General features: G+C 56.2%; 12 protein-coding genes and 1 tRNA gene. 4 read left to right on the top strand and 9 right to left on the bottom strand.

All coding sequences use genetic code 11. The features are described 5' to 3' along the window. Positions 1-6 precede the first annotated feature (6 nt). The 6 genes from Q0837_RS00810 to Q0837_RS00785 form a co-directional block, all read right to left on the bottom strand. The gene (locus tag Q0837_RS00810; RefSeq protein ID WP_298463973.1) at positions 7-1,128 is read right to left on the bottom strand and encodes a hypothetical protein; all 1,122 of its coding nucleotides are present in this window, start codon (positions 1,126-1,128) and stop codon (positions 7-9) included. A 449-nt stretch (positions 1,129-1,577) separates the two neighbouring features. Then, positions 1,578-2,285: a DUF4145 domain-containing protein gene (locus tag Q0837_RS00805; RefSeq protein ID WP_298463970.1), complete on the bottom strand. Its 708-nt coding sequence runs from the start codon at positions 2,283-2,285 to the stop codon at positions 1,578-1,580. A gap of 408 nt (positions 2,286-2,693) precedes the next feature. Next, positions 2,694-3,587: a hypothetical protein gene (locus Q0837_RS00800; protein ID WP_298463967.1), complete on the bottom strand. Its 894-nt coding sequence runs from the start codon at positions 3,585-3,587 to the stop codon at positions 2,694-2,696. Positions 3,588-3,598: 11 nt separating this feature from the next. Then, the gene (locus tag Q0837_RS00795) at positions 3,599-4,594 is read right to left on the bottom strand and encodes an SPFH domain-containing protein (RefSeq protein ID WP_298463964.1); all 996 of its coding nucleotides are present in this window, start codon (positions 4,592-4,594) and stop codon (positions 3,599-3,601) included. After that, the gene (locus Q0837_RS00790; RefSeq protein WP_298463961.1) at positions 4,581-5,321 is read right to left on the bottom strand and encodes an NUDIX domain-containing protein; all 741 of its coding nucleotides are present in this window, start codon (positions 5,319-5,321) and stop codon (positions 4,581-4,583) included. Before Q0837_RS00790 ends, Q0837_RS00795 begins: the two co-directional genes overlap by 14 nt. A 534-nt stretch (positions 5,322-5,855) precedes the next feature. Further along, a tRNA-Leu gene (locus Q0837_RS00785) sits at positions 5,856-5,942 on the bottom strand. Between the two features lie 560 nt (positions 5,943-6,502). On the opposite strand from Q0837_RS00785, the gene Q0837_RS00780 reads away from it, so the two are divergent. From Q0837_RS00780 to prfH, 3 genes are read left to right on the top strand one after another with little or no spacing between them, the layout of a single operon-like run. Then, positions 6,503-7,240, top strand: a complete 738-nt coding sequence (locus Q0837_RS00780) for a hypothetical protein (protein ID WP_298463959.1) — start codon at positions 6,503-6,505, stop codon at positions 7,238-7,240. Continuing rightward, positions 7,240-8,346, top strand: a complete 1,107-nt coding sequence (locus Q0837_RS00775; RefSeq protein ID WP_298463955.1) for an RNA ligase RtcB family protein — start codon at positions 7,240-7,242, stop codon at positions 8,344-8,346. Before Q0837_RS00780 ends, Q0837_RS00775 begins: the two co-directional genes overlap by 1 nt. Next, on the top strand, positions 8,343-8,960 hold the full coding sequence (prfH, locus tag Q0837_RS00770; protein WP_298463953.1) for a peptide chain release factor H: 618 nt from the start codon (positions 8,343-8,345) through the stop codon (positions 8,958-8,960). Before Q0837_RS00775 ends, prfH begins: the two co-directional genes overlap by 4 nt. A 61-nt stretch (positions 8,961-9,021) precedes the next feature. Here the strand turns inward: prfH and rtcA are convergent, their stop codons facing one another. Genes rtcA through Q0837_RS00755 form a run of 3 tightly spaced genes read right to left on the bottom strand, consistent with a single transcriptional unit; the run spans position 9,022 to position 11,737 of the window. Next, positions 9,022-10,044 (bottom strand): RNA 3'-terminal phosphate cyclase, encoded by a 1,023-nt coding sequence (gene rtcA, locus Q0837_RS00765; protein ID WP_298463951.1) that lies wholly within the window; start codon positions 10,042-10,044, stop codon positions 9,022-9,024. Next, positions 10,041-10,457 carry a hypothetical protein gene (locus tag Q0837_RS00760; RefSeq protein WP_298463949.1) on the bottom strand — a complete coding sequence of 139 codons (417 nt, stop codon included), beginning with the start codon at positions 10,455-10,457 and terminating at the stop codon, positions 10,041-10,043. Before Q0837_RS00760 ends, rtcA begins: the two co-directional genes overlap by 4 nt. A 41-nt stretch (positions 10,458-10,498) precedes the next feature. Continuing rightward, on the bottom strand, positions 10,499-11,737 hold the full coding sequence (locus Q0837_RS00755; RefSeq protein WP_298463946.1) for an RtcB family protein: 1,239 nt from the start codon (positions 11,735-11,737) through the stop codon (positions 10,499-10,501). Positions 11,738-11,995: 258 nt separating this feature from the next. Here Q0837_RS00755 and rtcR point away from each other — a divergent pair, with 258 nt between their 5' ends. Further along, positions 11,996-13,582, top strand: a complete 1,587-nt coding sequence (gene rtcR / locus Q0837_RS00750) for an RNA repair transcriptional activator RtcR (protein WP_298463943.1) — start codon at positions 11,996-11,998, stop codon at positions 13,580-13,582. Positions 13,583-13,585: the final 3 nt, after the last annotated feature.

Genomic DNA, 13,585 nt, shown 5'->3' with positions numbered 1-13,585 from the left:
TGCCTCTCAACCGTGCCTGTCACGTCTTCTGAAGAGCGGACGCATGGCGTGCCCATCCCGACCATCTGTAGCGGCCCACAACAGCGGAACAGAGTTATTTGGGCTGTTGTGTTCAAGCACAAGAGGCAGAGCGCAGTTGGCATAGCCGCGTCGCATATCGCTCTGCCCAGCTTCATCACAGTGCTTCTTGAGGCGGGTGTAAAGATGGTGATCGTAATAGTGGTCGCAGAGACCGAGCATTTCCGCATCTTCTTCGTCCGACATTTTTAGACTAACAGGAAGGAGCAAGCCTTCGGTGACTGTGACGTCGCCAAATGAACGGTCGGCCAGTCCTACCTTTGCCTCCTCGACGCGTTCCTCCAAGGCGCCCCTAGCCTGCCTCGTCGAGATGTAATGGTGAATATGAAGCGAGTAGCCCTTGCTCAAGGGAAACGCGTCTCCAAGAACCCCTCTTGCCTTCAAGACCAAGTCATTGAATTTCTTAAGCTTCCCTTTCCATTCGCCATCGACTTCTCGAATGAAGGTGGTTCCAGAAGCCGTGAAGTCGTCGACAAGATACACATGGTCAAATCTCGCAGTCGCATCTTCCTGTGCATCAACTAGCTCTTTTCCCAAATCGGCCCATTTCTCTTCGCCGATATCGAGCATCGGCACGAACTGATCCTGGACAAGCCGAGGAGAGTTGACACGCCGCAGCACGTCAATCCTGCTCCCGTCACTCAAACCCACGAAAAGAGAACGGCGGAGCAATCGATTGAAGGTCGCGACGCCCTCAGCGCTCCCCCAAACTTCCCACGGCCTCAAATTCGATTCAATTGCGGCGACTCTACGGAGATAAGGTGTGACAATTTCAGGTATGAAGACCTCGACCACCCGCTGCATCTCAGCTTGAGAGATATAAACCAGGCGCTCTTTCACGAAAGCGTAAGCTCGTGGCCTATCTCCGACATCAAATTGCCGAAGCCATGTGGCTAAGCTTTCAAGGAAGCGTATGCCCGCCCGAAAGTCGGAGTAGCCGTCATACTTCACAGAGGCCATCAACTTTAGCCAGGCATACTCCTTTGTCGCTTCCTCTGTATCCCAACTCATGACGTCTGCGATGAGATTTAAAGCGAGCGCGTTGATCATACCGTCCTAACCAGTAACCGTACTCTTGGGCTTCACAGATGTGCTGGTGTGCCCGTTCCTAGTCTAAAGCGTAGTGCTCAAAGAAAAGTCCGCAATCTAACTACGGTCGAGTTTCCCCGGTTTTATACGCAACTACAGTCTTTTATTGATTCAGATCTGTAGCCTTGGACTATTTGTCATCTATGGGAGTCGAGAGTCAGCAAAGGCTGGCATGTTGGTCTCATACACCGTTTCAATCTGCGTTCACCCGTTTAGGGAAGATGGATGTCGGAGATGCGTTATTTTGAGAACTGAATTGAGTACCAAATTCTGCTTTTCAATGTCCATCGCCCGAGAACGGGCGGTCAGCTGTCGGCTATGAGCGGTCAAACTGCCCTTAGCGTTCGACGACTGAAAATTCCCTTCACCGCAGCGGTCGTAACTTGGTCCTACCCTAGCAGCCTACTGTCTTAGGAATCATCATCGCTTTGGAATGCTTGATTGGCCTTCTTTACGATCTCTTCCTGTCGCTTGGGACTGTTGTACAGCTTCTCGAGCAGCAGGTTCACGAGGCCAATACCAGCAACCATCTCGTTTCGGTTCATTGCTTTCCGCTCATGGGCACCCGCGTTTCCCTTTTCCCTAATCTTATGGAGCAAAGCTAATTGATTTTGATCGACATGGCCCTTGGCATGTAGGTCATCGATTTTCCTCATCAGGTTCCGACCGGCGCACTTAGTGTCAGTAACGATGAATTCTACCACCATACGCAAAGCAACAGTCGCTAGTTTGAGTTTGCTGCCTGCCAAGGCATACAGCATTTCATCAATAAGCTCATTGAGGTCGTGCGGTGTGAAATCGGTGTCGAATGCGAAGTCCGCAGAGGACGGGGGCGGATACTGGATTTCTGTCCGAGGCAGATAAATATTTCCCTCGTCATCATGATCGTATTCTTCACTGCACCACGATGAAGTCTCGAAGCAAACCTCGTCACAGGCTCCGCAGCGGTACAACGAGAACTCAACTCCACCATCAGCACTGTGCCCGCAGCCAAATTCCTCTTGCCATCGGCCGATGCACTGAGCTTCAAGCGTGTGGATAGTCTGGCGCTTGCAGGAATTACATTGCAGTTTCTTGCGCTCATTCGGACCGTCCCGGCGTTCAAAGCTGTCGAACATAAATACCCCTACTATTGCGTCTTTACATAAGTGTCGTTGGTGCTTCGCTGAATAAAGCCGCAGCTTGATCTAAAACTAAATTCAAAGCACAAAAAGACAGTGGCGTCAGGTCGCATGTACTGTGACACGACGAATGACGCTATTTCACTGTCCGCGGCGCCGCAGCAGCTGTCCAACACCGCAAAAGCATGGGAGATTGATGCGGAATGTTACTCGACGCATCGGTCCTTCTCGCAGGATCTAATAACATTGCGAGGTTTCCGCAGTCGGCTCGAACGGTCGCTGAATTGACTGTTGATGACCGTTTCATTGATCCGCTTGAAGGTCAGCTTTCTGAAGTGCTGCGCTTGTAACCACATAGGCCGCTCTTGGCTCAAAGCTACACATCGTTTGCGTTGAGCGTCGCCGTCATGCCGTCACTAGCTTCAGCGAACGTTCTGATGGCTTTACAGTAAGCGTTTTTCCCCAATCGAAGGGCAGGTAGTCCTGCTCGATACCGTCTGCAAAGATCACGCCGCCATCATTCATGCGCGAGGTGATTGTGAGGGGTTTCGTCTCGATCTTGCCCGCGCGTAAATCTGTACCCGTTGCAACGCTCGGGAATGGTTCGCGGACAAAATAAGCGATGGCTCTTTCGTCGTGTCTGAGGTCAATGCGTTGGTGCGTGGCATCCATAATGGAGCGAGCCCATCCAGTGGCCCCGGTTCCGCTTGCGGCGATAACGCCGCTCGAACTGTGATTTTCACGCGTGCCATCGCAGGCAATCTCATAGCGGGCGGATTGATGAGTCTGATGGCCGATAAAAAGCTCATTGAGCGCGAACAATCTTTCGCCCGTGTCGAGCGAGCCCTCTACCATTGTTCGCTGTTGACAGTCCCAGTCTTGTGCCACACTGGCCGCCAGACTTTTCGGCAAGCTCTCAACCCGATGCTGCACCAACACCCCGTCATAGAGATCTGGATTTGGGTTCACGCCGATCACGAACTGACCATCAAGATACTTTGCGACATTGGCGACTAGTCCGTCCTGACCAACGGGGACGACAATGTCCTCTGCAGAAAAGAGGAACCGATCCAGATCAGCACGCTGGACAAGTGCCTGCCGCCACTCATCGGGCACTGCTGCCCGTGCCAGTTTTAGCGTTTCGAGGAAACGCTCATGACGGTCTTCAAGCACCGAGAGCTTCTGCCCGCGCGTTTCCAGAAAAAACCTAGCCTGCTCAACTGTGGCATGGCGATTGATGAGCAGTTCGTACTCGGTTTCGCGAGTTACGAAGACGACGCGGGCAGGTAGGGAAGTCATATCAAGCCTCTCTACTCCACGGCAGCAAGCGGTGGAGTTGGTGGAGATTTTCCGCCAAACTCTTTCAGCAGGCTGGCCACCATGTCCGGAGTGATATTGAGGTGCTCGATCCTATCGAGCTTCTGCGCAAACTCGCGTGCGGCAAGGCCAAGGATGATGGCCGGGGCGACACCCTGATACACATCCATCTGTGCCTTTTGCGCTTCTGCCTTTGCGCCATCGACAACGCGGATACGATTGGCTTCAGCATCGCTTTCGATCTGCTGAGCCTGAGCGATACCTTCTGCGCGGTCTTTGGCATTGCCGGTCTCTTCAGCGATAAGCTGCTTTTCCTGCTTCGCCAGCTCGACTTTGCTGACGAGCTCATTTTCAGCGATCGCGCGCTCTTTTTCGACCGCGATCGCCCGCCGCTCATAGACCGCTTCATCTGCCTTCTGCTGCAAAGCTTCGAAAGTTGGAGTTTGCAATGCGCGCTGCAGCTCACTGCTTGGCGCAAGATTGTCCAAGCGAATGTTGACGATCTCGATACCGATATCAGCCAAAGACTGCTCGCTAGCGAGCGCCGCTTCGATGCCTTCGCGTAACGGGTCGACGCCCAAGTCGAGCAATTCGCGGACGTGCTTCTCAGCCAAATATTGCAAGGCCGCCTGATTGATCAGACCGCGCAAGCGGGTTTCGATGCGTTCGAGCGGTTCCTTCAGATACTGACCAGACTGCAAGCCGATGGTGAAGTCGATGCGTTCGGCCAGCTTCTCTGGCTCCAGAACTCTCCAGCCCAGAACGCCTTGCACATTCACATCCTGAAAGTCGGCGCTGCGCCCTTTGACGAACAGGCTCATCTCCCGGTCGTCTAAAGGAACCTCGACGATGCTGGCGGTTTCCGGACGGAACCAGCACACAATTCCGCGCCCGCTTTGCTTCATCTTACCGCTTTTGTAGCGAATGATGTGGTGACTGGCATCTGCTCGCAGCTGGGCGAGGATGCCGTAATTGCTAATCTGTGCCATTCTTCACTCCTTTCTTGAGTGTGTATAATTCCGCGGGCCGGAAGGTTTGTCCGGACTCTTTCTTGCCGGTGCCCTTAATCCAGCCCGCGTCGAGCATGCGGCGGCGAAAGGCTGGCTTTCTAAACTCCACGCCAAGGATCGCCTGATGCACGTCCTGAAGGTCGCGAAGAGTGAAGAGCGCCGGGAGAAGCGCAAAAGCGATTGGCGAGTAATCGAGACGGCCCCTCAGTCGCTTGACAGCTAGGCCAAGGATTTCGTCATGATCAAAGGCGAGTGATAGTTTTGAACCCTGCCGGTCCAACGCCCTCACAGCCCCTCCAGCCTCCCCCTTCCAAGGAACATCGATAGTCGCCAACGCAAGGTCTGCTTTTCGGTCCAGCGCCTTCTCAAATCGCTCAAACGGCAACAGGGCAAAGTGAGCAATCGAAATAACGTGGGTCCGAGGATCACGATCAGGAGCACCAAATGTGTAAAGCTGCTCAAGGAAGCACTGATCCATCCCCGCCTTGTCTTTCAGGATACGAGTCGCCGCCTCATCAGGGCTTTCGCCAATCTGGACAAACCCGCCTGGTAGTGCCCAATGGCCTTGGTACGGGTGCTCGGATCGTTGCTGAAGAACTGCGACAACTTGCCCGTCTCTAACGCTCATCAACACGAGGTCGACCGCAACAGAAGGACGCTCAAAGCTCTTCGCGTCGTAGCTTCGGAGGAATTCTTCTTCGGTCATGCGCCTATCCGCTTATGAGTCGCATGATAGATATAACTATATTAGATATATGTAAAGAGGATATCACTCTTGTCTGGCGCACAACTGTGCGAGGCCCTTCGATTTGGGATACCAATCATCTAAATGGACGGACCGTTTTCGGCTTCACCAAAGGCAACCAGCCAAGCAGACTTGGTTGGTTGCTCAAGTTGTCACACAGGGACACAATTGCACTACTCATTTGAAGAGAAGCGTGCTGCATCATTGAATACGGGACCAGTGCGCCAGCGGAGCTACGGAATCGGTGACACTCTGAGAGGTGTCCGAAATGTGTATACATTTTTCGGACAATTGATCTGATCAGTTTAAGTGAGGATACGAAGACTGCGCAGCTTACTGGTCACAATAGCACGTTACGAGTGTCTTAGCAGATTCTCAGATCAAGAACATGACTCTAACTTTGTCGGAAACGCCGGACACATTAGGACATAAATGACCTAGATTCTGTCGCTTCACATTTTTATAGATTATTTGGGAGAACGTGAGAAGAACAAATGGTGCCCAGAAGAGGACTCGAACCTCCACGGGGTTGCCCCCACCGCCACCTGAAGACGGCGCGTCTACCAATTCCGCCATCTGGGCTCACCACAGGCGGCGGGCCTTAAGACTATGCGCCGAACCGTGTCAACCAGCATCTCCGCCCTCAGGACGATTATTGATCGCTGTTCCATCCACGCCTGAGGCGACGCGTAGCATTCAAGGCGTACTGCGTCGCTTGCTGCAAGACAGCTCGATCCTTGCCAATGGAACGCAAGCTGGCACTCGCCACGACAAGTCGTACCAACTGAGGTGATCCGGCCACGCCAGACTCAGGTGATGAGCCATCACAGGATTGGTTTCGATGAAAAAGTGCTTGATCTTGAAATCGAGCACGCCTAGCAGCGTGCCTCGATTCAATTGTTCCAACGCAAGGAAAGGAGTGGATCATGCTGAATACCCAGACTGCACAATCATCCACACTGATATTCTTTGCCAGTCAGGAACAATTGTCATGGGCAATTCTGATCGACGCGAGCTCGCTCGCGTAGCAACAGACTTCGTGCGGCACATCGCCGCATCAATTTACTACAATACAGTTTCGCGGCTCGGAAATCTCCGAGACCCTTCACAGCTGCTCGACTCTCGCAGCCGGGAGGTGAACGATGCGCGCTGATATGTTCAAGGTCATCGTGGAACGTCCGCGGTGGGGTTCTCGCCATGCGCCGGCTGCGAAGCTGAAGCGGCGCACCGATCCGGGGCGCACATTCATCGGGCACAAACGGCATGCCTGGGAATCTGCCGCTTACACCAAGTCGCTCAATGAGAACCTCGCGCCGCTGCGGCGCTATCTGCTCAAGCAGCGTGGACGTCTCTGGAACGATGTCTTCAGCGAGATCTGCCAGCAGCTCGACACAGGCAGCACGGTGAAGATGCATATTCGCGAGCATCTGGAGGATTTCATCATGGTTTCCATCCATGTCGATGCGAATGGCAAATGGCTCGGACAAGGCCGTTTTGGCGGTGTGCAACCGCTCGATGGCTGGTGGCCGGATCTCTATGTTGATCCGGTTGACGGCCGGGTGAAAGAAACGGCGCGACTTCGCCAACTTCTCGGGATCGAGCGGCGCTCATACCGCCGCTGGCTTGCGGCCTATCCAGAAGGCCCGTTCGATGATTTTGAGCTTTTGTCCCCTCTACATGTGCGGATGAAGCGGAAAGGCATTTGGTTCGAGATCCACCTCACGCGCGATCCGCGCTGCACGGAGGCTCATTTGCGCCATCAACTGATTGAACAAAGGTGGCGAGATCAGCCGGGCGGCTGGGAAGTTTGTTCGATGAAACAGCTTTCGAAGAAGCAGCTCAAGTCGCACGGACTCACCAATAACGGAGGCGTGAACTGATGACGTATCAGAAGGTTCGCCTCATCGGCTCCGATTCAAGCTGGATCGAGCAGAAGGCGATCGATCAATTGCATCAAACAGCCGATCTGCCCGGGATCGAGCAAGCGGTCGGCCTGCCTGATCTGCACGCTGGACAGGGCATTCCCGTCGGAGCCGCGTTCTGGTCTCGCAGCCATGTCTATCCGCACCTGGTCGGCAACGACATCGGCTGCGGCATGGCGCTTTGGCAAACCGATCTAGAGGCTCGAAAGTTCAAGCGCGATAAGACCGTCAGGAAGCTGGTCGACTTGGAAGGCCCGTGGCCGGGTGACAGGCTAGATCGGTTGGACAAAAGGGGTCTAACCTCAAGCCTCGATAGCGACAGCCTTGGGACGATTGGTGGAGGCAACCACTTCGCCGAGTTTCAAATTGTCGAGAGCATTGAAAGCCCGCAATTGTTCGAAGCACATCGTTTCGATCCAGATCAGGTCTATCTCCTCACGCACAGCGGCTCGCGCGGCTTGGGTGAAGCGATCCTGCGAAGCCATGTTCGCCAGTATCAAGGTGGGGGATTGCTGACCGGCACGGCGGCTTTCGACGACTACCTCGCCCGGCATGATGAGGCGATGAGTTGGGCAAAACTGAACCGTGACATCATTGCCGAGCGCTTCCTTGGCAAGCTCGGCGCCGATGCCGCGCTGAAACTGGATATCTTCCACAACAGCGTGACGCCGCACGAAGATGGCTGGCTGCATCGGAAAGGCGCGGCTCCCGCTGACAAAGGCCTGGTGGTGATCCCCGGCTCGCGCGGCACGATGACTTACCTCGTCGCGCCGAAAGCGGTCCGGGACGAGATCGCTTTGCATTCCCTTGCCCATGGGGCGGGAAGGAAATGGGGGCGTAAGGATGCTCGCACCAAACTCGGTTCGCGATACTCGATCACCGATCTGGAACGCACCGATCTGGGCGGCCGGGTGATCTGCGAGGACAAGTATCTGGTGTTCGAGGAGGCGCCACAAGCCTACAAGAACATAGAAGGTGTGATCGATGATCTGTCGCAGGCGGGCTTGATCGAAGTGGTCGCGATCTTCCGCCCCATCATCACCTACAAAAGGAGGCGCTCATGAACAGCGCGATCCTGCATATCTCGTCCGGGCAAGGGCCAAAGGAATGTCGCTGGTGCGTGGAACGCTTGGGAGAAGCGTTTGGCAAGGAAGCCGCCGCAATGGGTCTCGCATGCTCGGTGCTGGAGGTGACCGATGACTGCGCCAGCATGTTACTCAAGGTCGAAGGTCCGGATGTCGAGACATTCGTCAGCGAGCGCACGGGCACAGTCCGCTGGATCGGCACCAGCCCTTTCCGCCCCAACCATAAGCGCAAGAACTGGTTCGTTGGCGTCCGCCAAGCGCCTGACCCAAGCGACATTGCGGGCTTCGACGAGCGCGATATCACCTACCAGGCGATCCGTGCATCCGGCCCCGGCGGGCAGCATGTGAACAAGACCGACAGCGCCATTCGCGCGGTCCATGGGCCAAGTGGGCTAACCTGCGTTTCCCAGGAGCAGCGGTCGCAATTCGCCAACAAGAAGACCGCCCGGCTAAAGATTGCCCTGATGCTGGAGGAGCAGCAGGAAGCTGAAGCGGGCAAAGCCAATGCGCAGCTATGGGAACAGAACCTGCAGGTCGAACGCGGCAACGCGGTGCGCGTGTACCAGGGACCGAAATTCAAGCTGAAGCGCTAGAATTGGCCACTTGGTACTCGCATCCCCATTTGCTCGTTCGAGTTCCGAAGGATGGTGCGGATTAGCCGGGAGCAACCTCCACCAGATGGGTCCCTTCCCCGGTCTCGGAGAATTTGAACCCGGTACCAGTGAAGCGCTCGATCAGCTGCGATGCCGTGCGCGTATGCTCGCTCAGCTTCACCGTCGTGAACGCGCCGCCCTTTGCCATCGCGAACGGCAAAAGCAATTGGTCTTGCAGATATGGGCCAGCAAACGCCCTCGACCCGAGGTAACCGGCCATACGCTTGGCAGCCGTTTTGGCGAGCCGTTCCGCAGGCATACCAATCTTGCCGAAGCCGGATGTGACCTCCGTCACGTTCTCGAACTCGGCCGTGATCAACAGGGCGTTGCCAGGGCCGTGATCGGCGGGCAGTTGTACTGACTGAAACGCATCTTCGGGCCAGTCGGACAGCACCTTGCGCGCTGCACTCAACTCGCGGTCTGCGACATCGAAAGGGATACCCGCTACAACCGCTTCGGCCTTGGTCGAAAGCAACTTCCCGCGATCAATAAGCTCAATCGGGCGTAGGTCAGAAGGATCGAATTCGACCACAATCCGTCCACCGCCGCGGGGGAAGAACCCATGCCGATCAAGCGTCGCAGTAATTTTCGGACCCATCTTGGCGATAAGCGGCAGGAGGGTGCGCGCGGTGAATTCGAACGGTGGCGCATGGCTTGCATGAGTGCCCCCTTCGATCACGACGCGCGATGGCTCGCTCGCCTGCATCAACGGCCCGAGCAGCGCCTGCAGCACCATCCCGGTGCTGCCAGCGGTGCCCACAGCAAAGTGATACTCGCCGGGCACGACGCTGCCAGGCCGGAAGGTCAATTCCTCCGATCCTACGGACAGGCCGCTTACTTCGGCATTGCCTACCATCGCCGCCGCTTCGATCGCGGTGACATGCTGGCGCATCAGGCCAGGCTTCTTCCGCCCGCCGCGAACATTGTGAATGGTGAAAGGCTCGCCCGTCATGAGCGAAAGGCCGGCAGCGTAGCGTAGCACCTGCCCGCCGCCCTCTCCTTCGGAGCCGTCGATAGTGATCATCTGTCTTCTCGTTCGAATTCTATGTTTCGGCTTTCGGTGATGAAGATATACGGCGTGTAGCAGTCGCTTTCTTCAGTACCGATTTCCGCTCCGCACTTCGCACACTGGTGGTTGGGACCGTCAAGCCCCGCGATCCCGCAGCACCCAATGCATCGGCCTTTGATGTATTTCGAGTACGGCTTAACATCGTCAGGATTGAGCCAATAGGTTGGCTCAGGATCGGTGGCCTTTTGCTTGCTCCAGCCTCCTGGATCATAGGATTTGTAGCGGGACTTATAGCCCGAACCGCATGGAGCAACGGGTTGTTGTAGCTTAAGCGAGGGACGCTTGACTGATGGGTCTTTGAGTGACTCCACTTCGATCACACCGGTGATCGGTCCGCCGCAGCCCTTGCAGAAGAATTGTCCACGCATGCTGAACTCCTCGTTTAAAAGCAGGCGATGCCCGCGAAGGGTTACCCCTTCACGCACACCACCTGCTTCAGTGTATGCACGATCTCTACAAGATCGGCCTGTGCGGCCATCACGGCTTCGATCGGCTTATAGGCCTTGGGCGTTTCATCGATCACGCCCGCATCCTTCCGGCATTCGACACCGGCAGTATCCGCGATGTGCTCGTCGAGCGTCACCAGCTTTTTGGCCTGTGTCCGGCTCATCACCCGCCCTGCGCCATGCGAGCAGCTATCGAAGCTTTCCGCATTGCCAAGCCCGCGGACGATGAAGCTCTTTGCTCCCATCGAACCCGGAATGATGCCGAGCGTACCCTTCGCTGCCCGCACTGCGCCCTTACGGGTCACCAGTACGTTTTCGCCGAAGTGGTTTTCCCGCGTCACATAGTTGTGATGGCAGTTCACCGCTTCGCATTCAGCCTCGAACGGCTTGGTGATCTGCGACCGCAGCGCATCGAGCGCATGGGTCATCATCACTCGCCGGTTCAGCGCGGCAAAGTCCTGCGCCCATTCGACCGCTTCGACATAATCGTCGAAATGATCGGTCCCTTCCGGGAAATAGGCGAGGTCTTCGTCAGGCAGGTTGATATGCCACTTGCGCATATCCTGCTTGGCAAGCTCGATGAAGAACCGTCCAATCGCGTTGCCGATGCCCCGCGATCCGGAGTGAAGCATCACCCAGACACGCTGCTCGGTATCCAGACACAGCTCGATAAAGTGGTTGCCCGTACCGAGTGTGCCGAGATGCACGACAGTGTTCGCGTTCTTCAACCGCGGATACTTTGCGACGATGTTGCCAAACCGAACCGCGAGGTCCGCCCAGGCATCGACAACGGCCTGAGGTGGTTCGCCCCATGAGCCCCTGTCCCGCTTTGGACCGCGCCGACCCCGCGCACCGGACCGCCCATGCGGCACAGCCGCTTCGATAGCGGACCGGATACCAGCAAGGTTGTCTGGCAGATCGCTCGCAGTCAGCGAGGTCCGCGCCGCCATCATGCCGCAGCCGATATCGACGCCGACTGCTGCCGGGATCACCGCACCCTTGGTCGGGATAACCGAGCCAACGGTCGCGCCGATACCGACATGCACGTCGGGCATCGCGGCCACATGTTTGAAGATAAACGGCATCTGCGCCGCCTTGGAAAGCTGCTCGCGCGCCCGATCATCGACCGGAACACCGCGAGTCCACATCTTGATCGGCGACCCACCTTCGGTTTCAGAATACTCGTAAGTCGTCTGGGTCATCGTGAATTCCTTTTTGCCGGCTTTGGGCGGCCGGCCCATTCCGACCGCCCATTCTCGCCGCATCGTGCCGGGTGTTCGACTGCCCGACGGTCATAGTAATGCACCGGGTGTGCCAATTGCGATCAGAGACACTCGAACCCTATCTATCACTCTGTTTTTATTGATTATCTATACTTTTGAAAGCCATAATGGATCGCGAGCCTATTGCTTCTTTTGTAGACTCTTGTATCGTCACTTATACATCTGTATCGTATTGGGATGAAACCAACCACCGTCATTGGGTTCCTCGGTTCAACCTTGGACGCCGGCAAGTTCGGGCCGGAACGCTGGAGCAAGTGGCGCCCATCGGTCAGCATCTGCATGCAGGAAGACCTGCGCGTCGATCGCTTTGTGCTGATCCACGGGAAGCAGCATCGCCGGCTCGCCGATTTCGTGGTCAAAGATATCGAGAGTGTCTCGCCAGAAACCGAGATCGTGCCGCATGCCATGGAGTTTAAAGACGCATGGGACTTCGAAGAAGTCTACGGAAAGCTGCTCGATTTTGCGCGGGAGTTTCCGTTCGATCCCGATAACCAGGACTACTTGATCCACATCACCACAGGCACGCATGTCGCGCAGATTTGTCTCTTTCTGCTGACCGAAGCACGCTACCTGCCGGGCAAATTGCTCCAGACCCAGCCGCGCAGAGGAAAACCGCAACCGATCGGGACGTGGAATTCGATTGATCTCGACCTGTCGCGTTACGATTCCATCGCAAGCAGGTTTGCCGAGGCGTCAGAGGAAAGCGCGAGTTTCCTGAAAAGCGGTATCGAGACGCGCAACCCGGCCTTCAACCGGATGATCGAAGAGATCGAACAGGTGGCGGTGCGAAGCCGCGCCCCGATCCTGCTGATGGGGCCTACCGGCGCGGGCAAGAGCCAGCTGGCGCGCAAGATCTACGAGTTGAAAAAGCTACGACATCAGGTGACAGGGCCCTTTGTCGAGGTGAACTGCGCTACGCTGAAGGGTGACGGCGCAATGTCGGCGTTGTTCGGGCACAAGAAGGGGGCGTTCACTGGCGCCGTTCAGGAGCGGCCCGGTCTGCTCAAAGCCGCACACACGGGAATGCTGTTTCTCGACGAAATCGGCGAACTCGGCCTCGACGAGCAGGCGATGATCCTGCGCGCAATCGAAGACGGTCGCTTCCTACCCGTCGGTTCGGACAAAGAAGCGCAGAGCGAGTTTCAGCTGATCGCAGGCACTAACCGCGATCTTACCTCCGAAGTCGCCGCCGGAGATTTTCGCGAAGACCTGTTTGCTCGGCTCAACCTTTGGACCTTCACGATGCCTGGCCTTGCGGAACGGAGGGGGGACATCGCACCCAACCTCGATTACGAGCTCGAGCGCTTTGCTGAACGTGAGGGCGCGCGCGTGACCTTCAACAAGGAAGCGCGCGAGCGATATCTGGCCTTTGCCGAAAGCCCATCAGCCTTGTGGCAGGGCAACTTTCGCGATCTGGCAGCTAGCGTGACGCGCATGGCTACGCTCTGTGCCGGTGGGCGGATCGGCCGCGATGCGGTGAAACTGGAAACACGCCGACTTTCCAATCTGTGGTCAGGTGAGACCTTTAGCAGCACCGAACTAGCCCAGCTTTTGGGTGAGGAAGCCTTCGCCAAGATCGATCCATTTGATCGCGCGCAACTCGAATATGTCATCGAGGTCTGCTCTCGCAGCGACAGTCTGTCCGATGCCGGGCGCACATTGTTCGCAATCTCCCGCGCAAACCGAAAATCGGTCAACGATGCAGATCGGCTGCGCAAATACCTCGCCAAATTTGGCCTCGATTGGGCAAGCCATTTTGCGTGAGCC

The sequence above is a fragment of the uncultured Erythrobacter sp. genome (assembly GCF_947499705.1).
Taxonomy (GTDB): Bacteria; Pseudomonadota; Alphaproteobacteria; order Sphingomonadales; family Sphingomonadaceae; genus Erythrobacter.
The sequence above is the reverse complement of the archived record's forward strand: the minus strand, read 5'-3'. Positions and strand labels throughout refer to the sequence as shown.

Coding starts and splice junctions, on each gene's coding strand:
- Q0837_RS00800 (WP_298463967.1), bottom strand. CDS start 3,587: ATGACTTCCCTACCTGCCCGCGTCGTCTTCGTAACTCGCGAAACCGAG.
- Q0837_RS00775 (WP_298463955.1), top strand. CDS start 7,240: ATGACGTATCAGAAGGTTCGCCTCATCGGCTCCGATTCAAGCTGGATC.
- Q0837_RS00790 (WP_298463961.1), bottom strand. CDS start 5,321: ATGACCGAAGAAGAATTCCTCCGAAGCTACGACGCGAAGAGCTTTGAG.
- Q0837_RS00805 (WP_298463970.1), bottom strand. CDS start 2,285: ATGTTCGACAGCTTTGAACGCCGGGACGGTCCGAATGAGCGCAAGAAA.
- Q0837_RS00760 (WP_298463949.1), bottom strand. CDS start 10,457: ATGCGTGGACAATTCTTCTGCAAGGGCTGCGGCGGACCGATCACCGGT.
- prfH (WP_298463953.1), top strand. CDS start 8,343: ATGAACAGCGCGATCCTGCATATCTCGTCCGGGCAAGGGCCAAAGGAA.
- Q0837_RS00795 (WP_298463964.1), bottom strand. CDS start 4,594: ATGGCACAGATTAGCAATTACGGCATCCTCGCCCAGCTGCGAGCAGAT.
- Q0837_RS00780 (WP_298463959.1), top strand. CDS start 6,503: ATGCGCGCTGATATGTTCAAGGTCATCGTGGAACGTCCGCGGTGGGGT.
- Q0837_RS00810 (WP_298463973.1), bottom strand. CDS start 1,128: ATGATCAACGCGCTCGCTTTAAATCTCATCGCAGACGTCATGAGTTGG.
- rtcR (WP_298463943.1), top strand. CDS start 11,996: ATGAAACCAACCACCGTCATTGGGTTCCTCGGTTCAACCTTGGACGCC.
- Q0837_RS00755 (WP_298463946.1), bottom strand. CDS start 11,737: ATGACCCAGACGACTTACGAGTATTCTGAAACCGAAGGTGGGTCGCCG.
- rtcA (WP_298463951.1), bottom strand. CDS start 10,044: ATGATCACTATCGACGGCTCCGAAGGAGAGGGCGGCGGGCAGGTGCTA.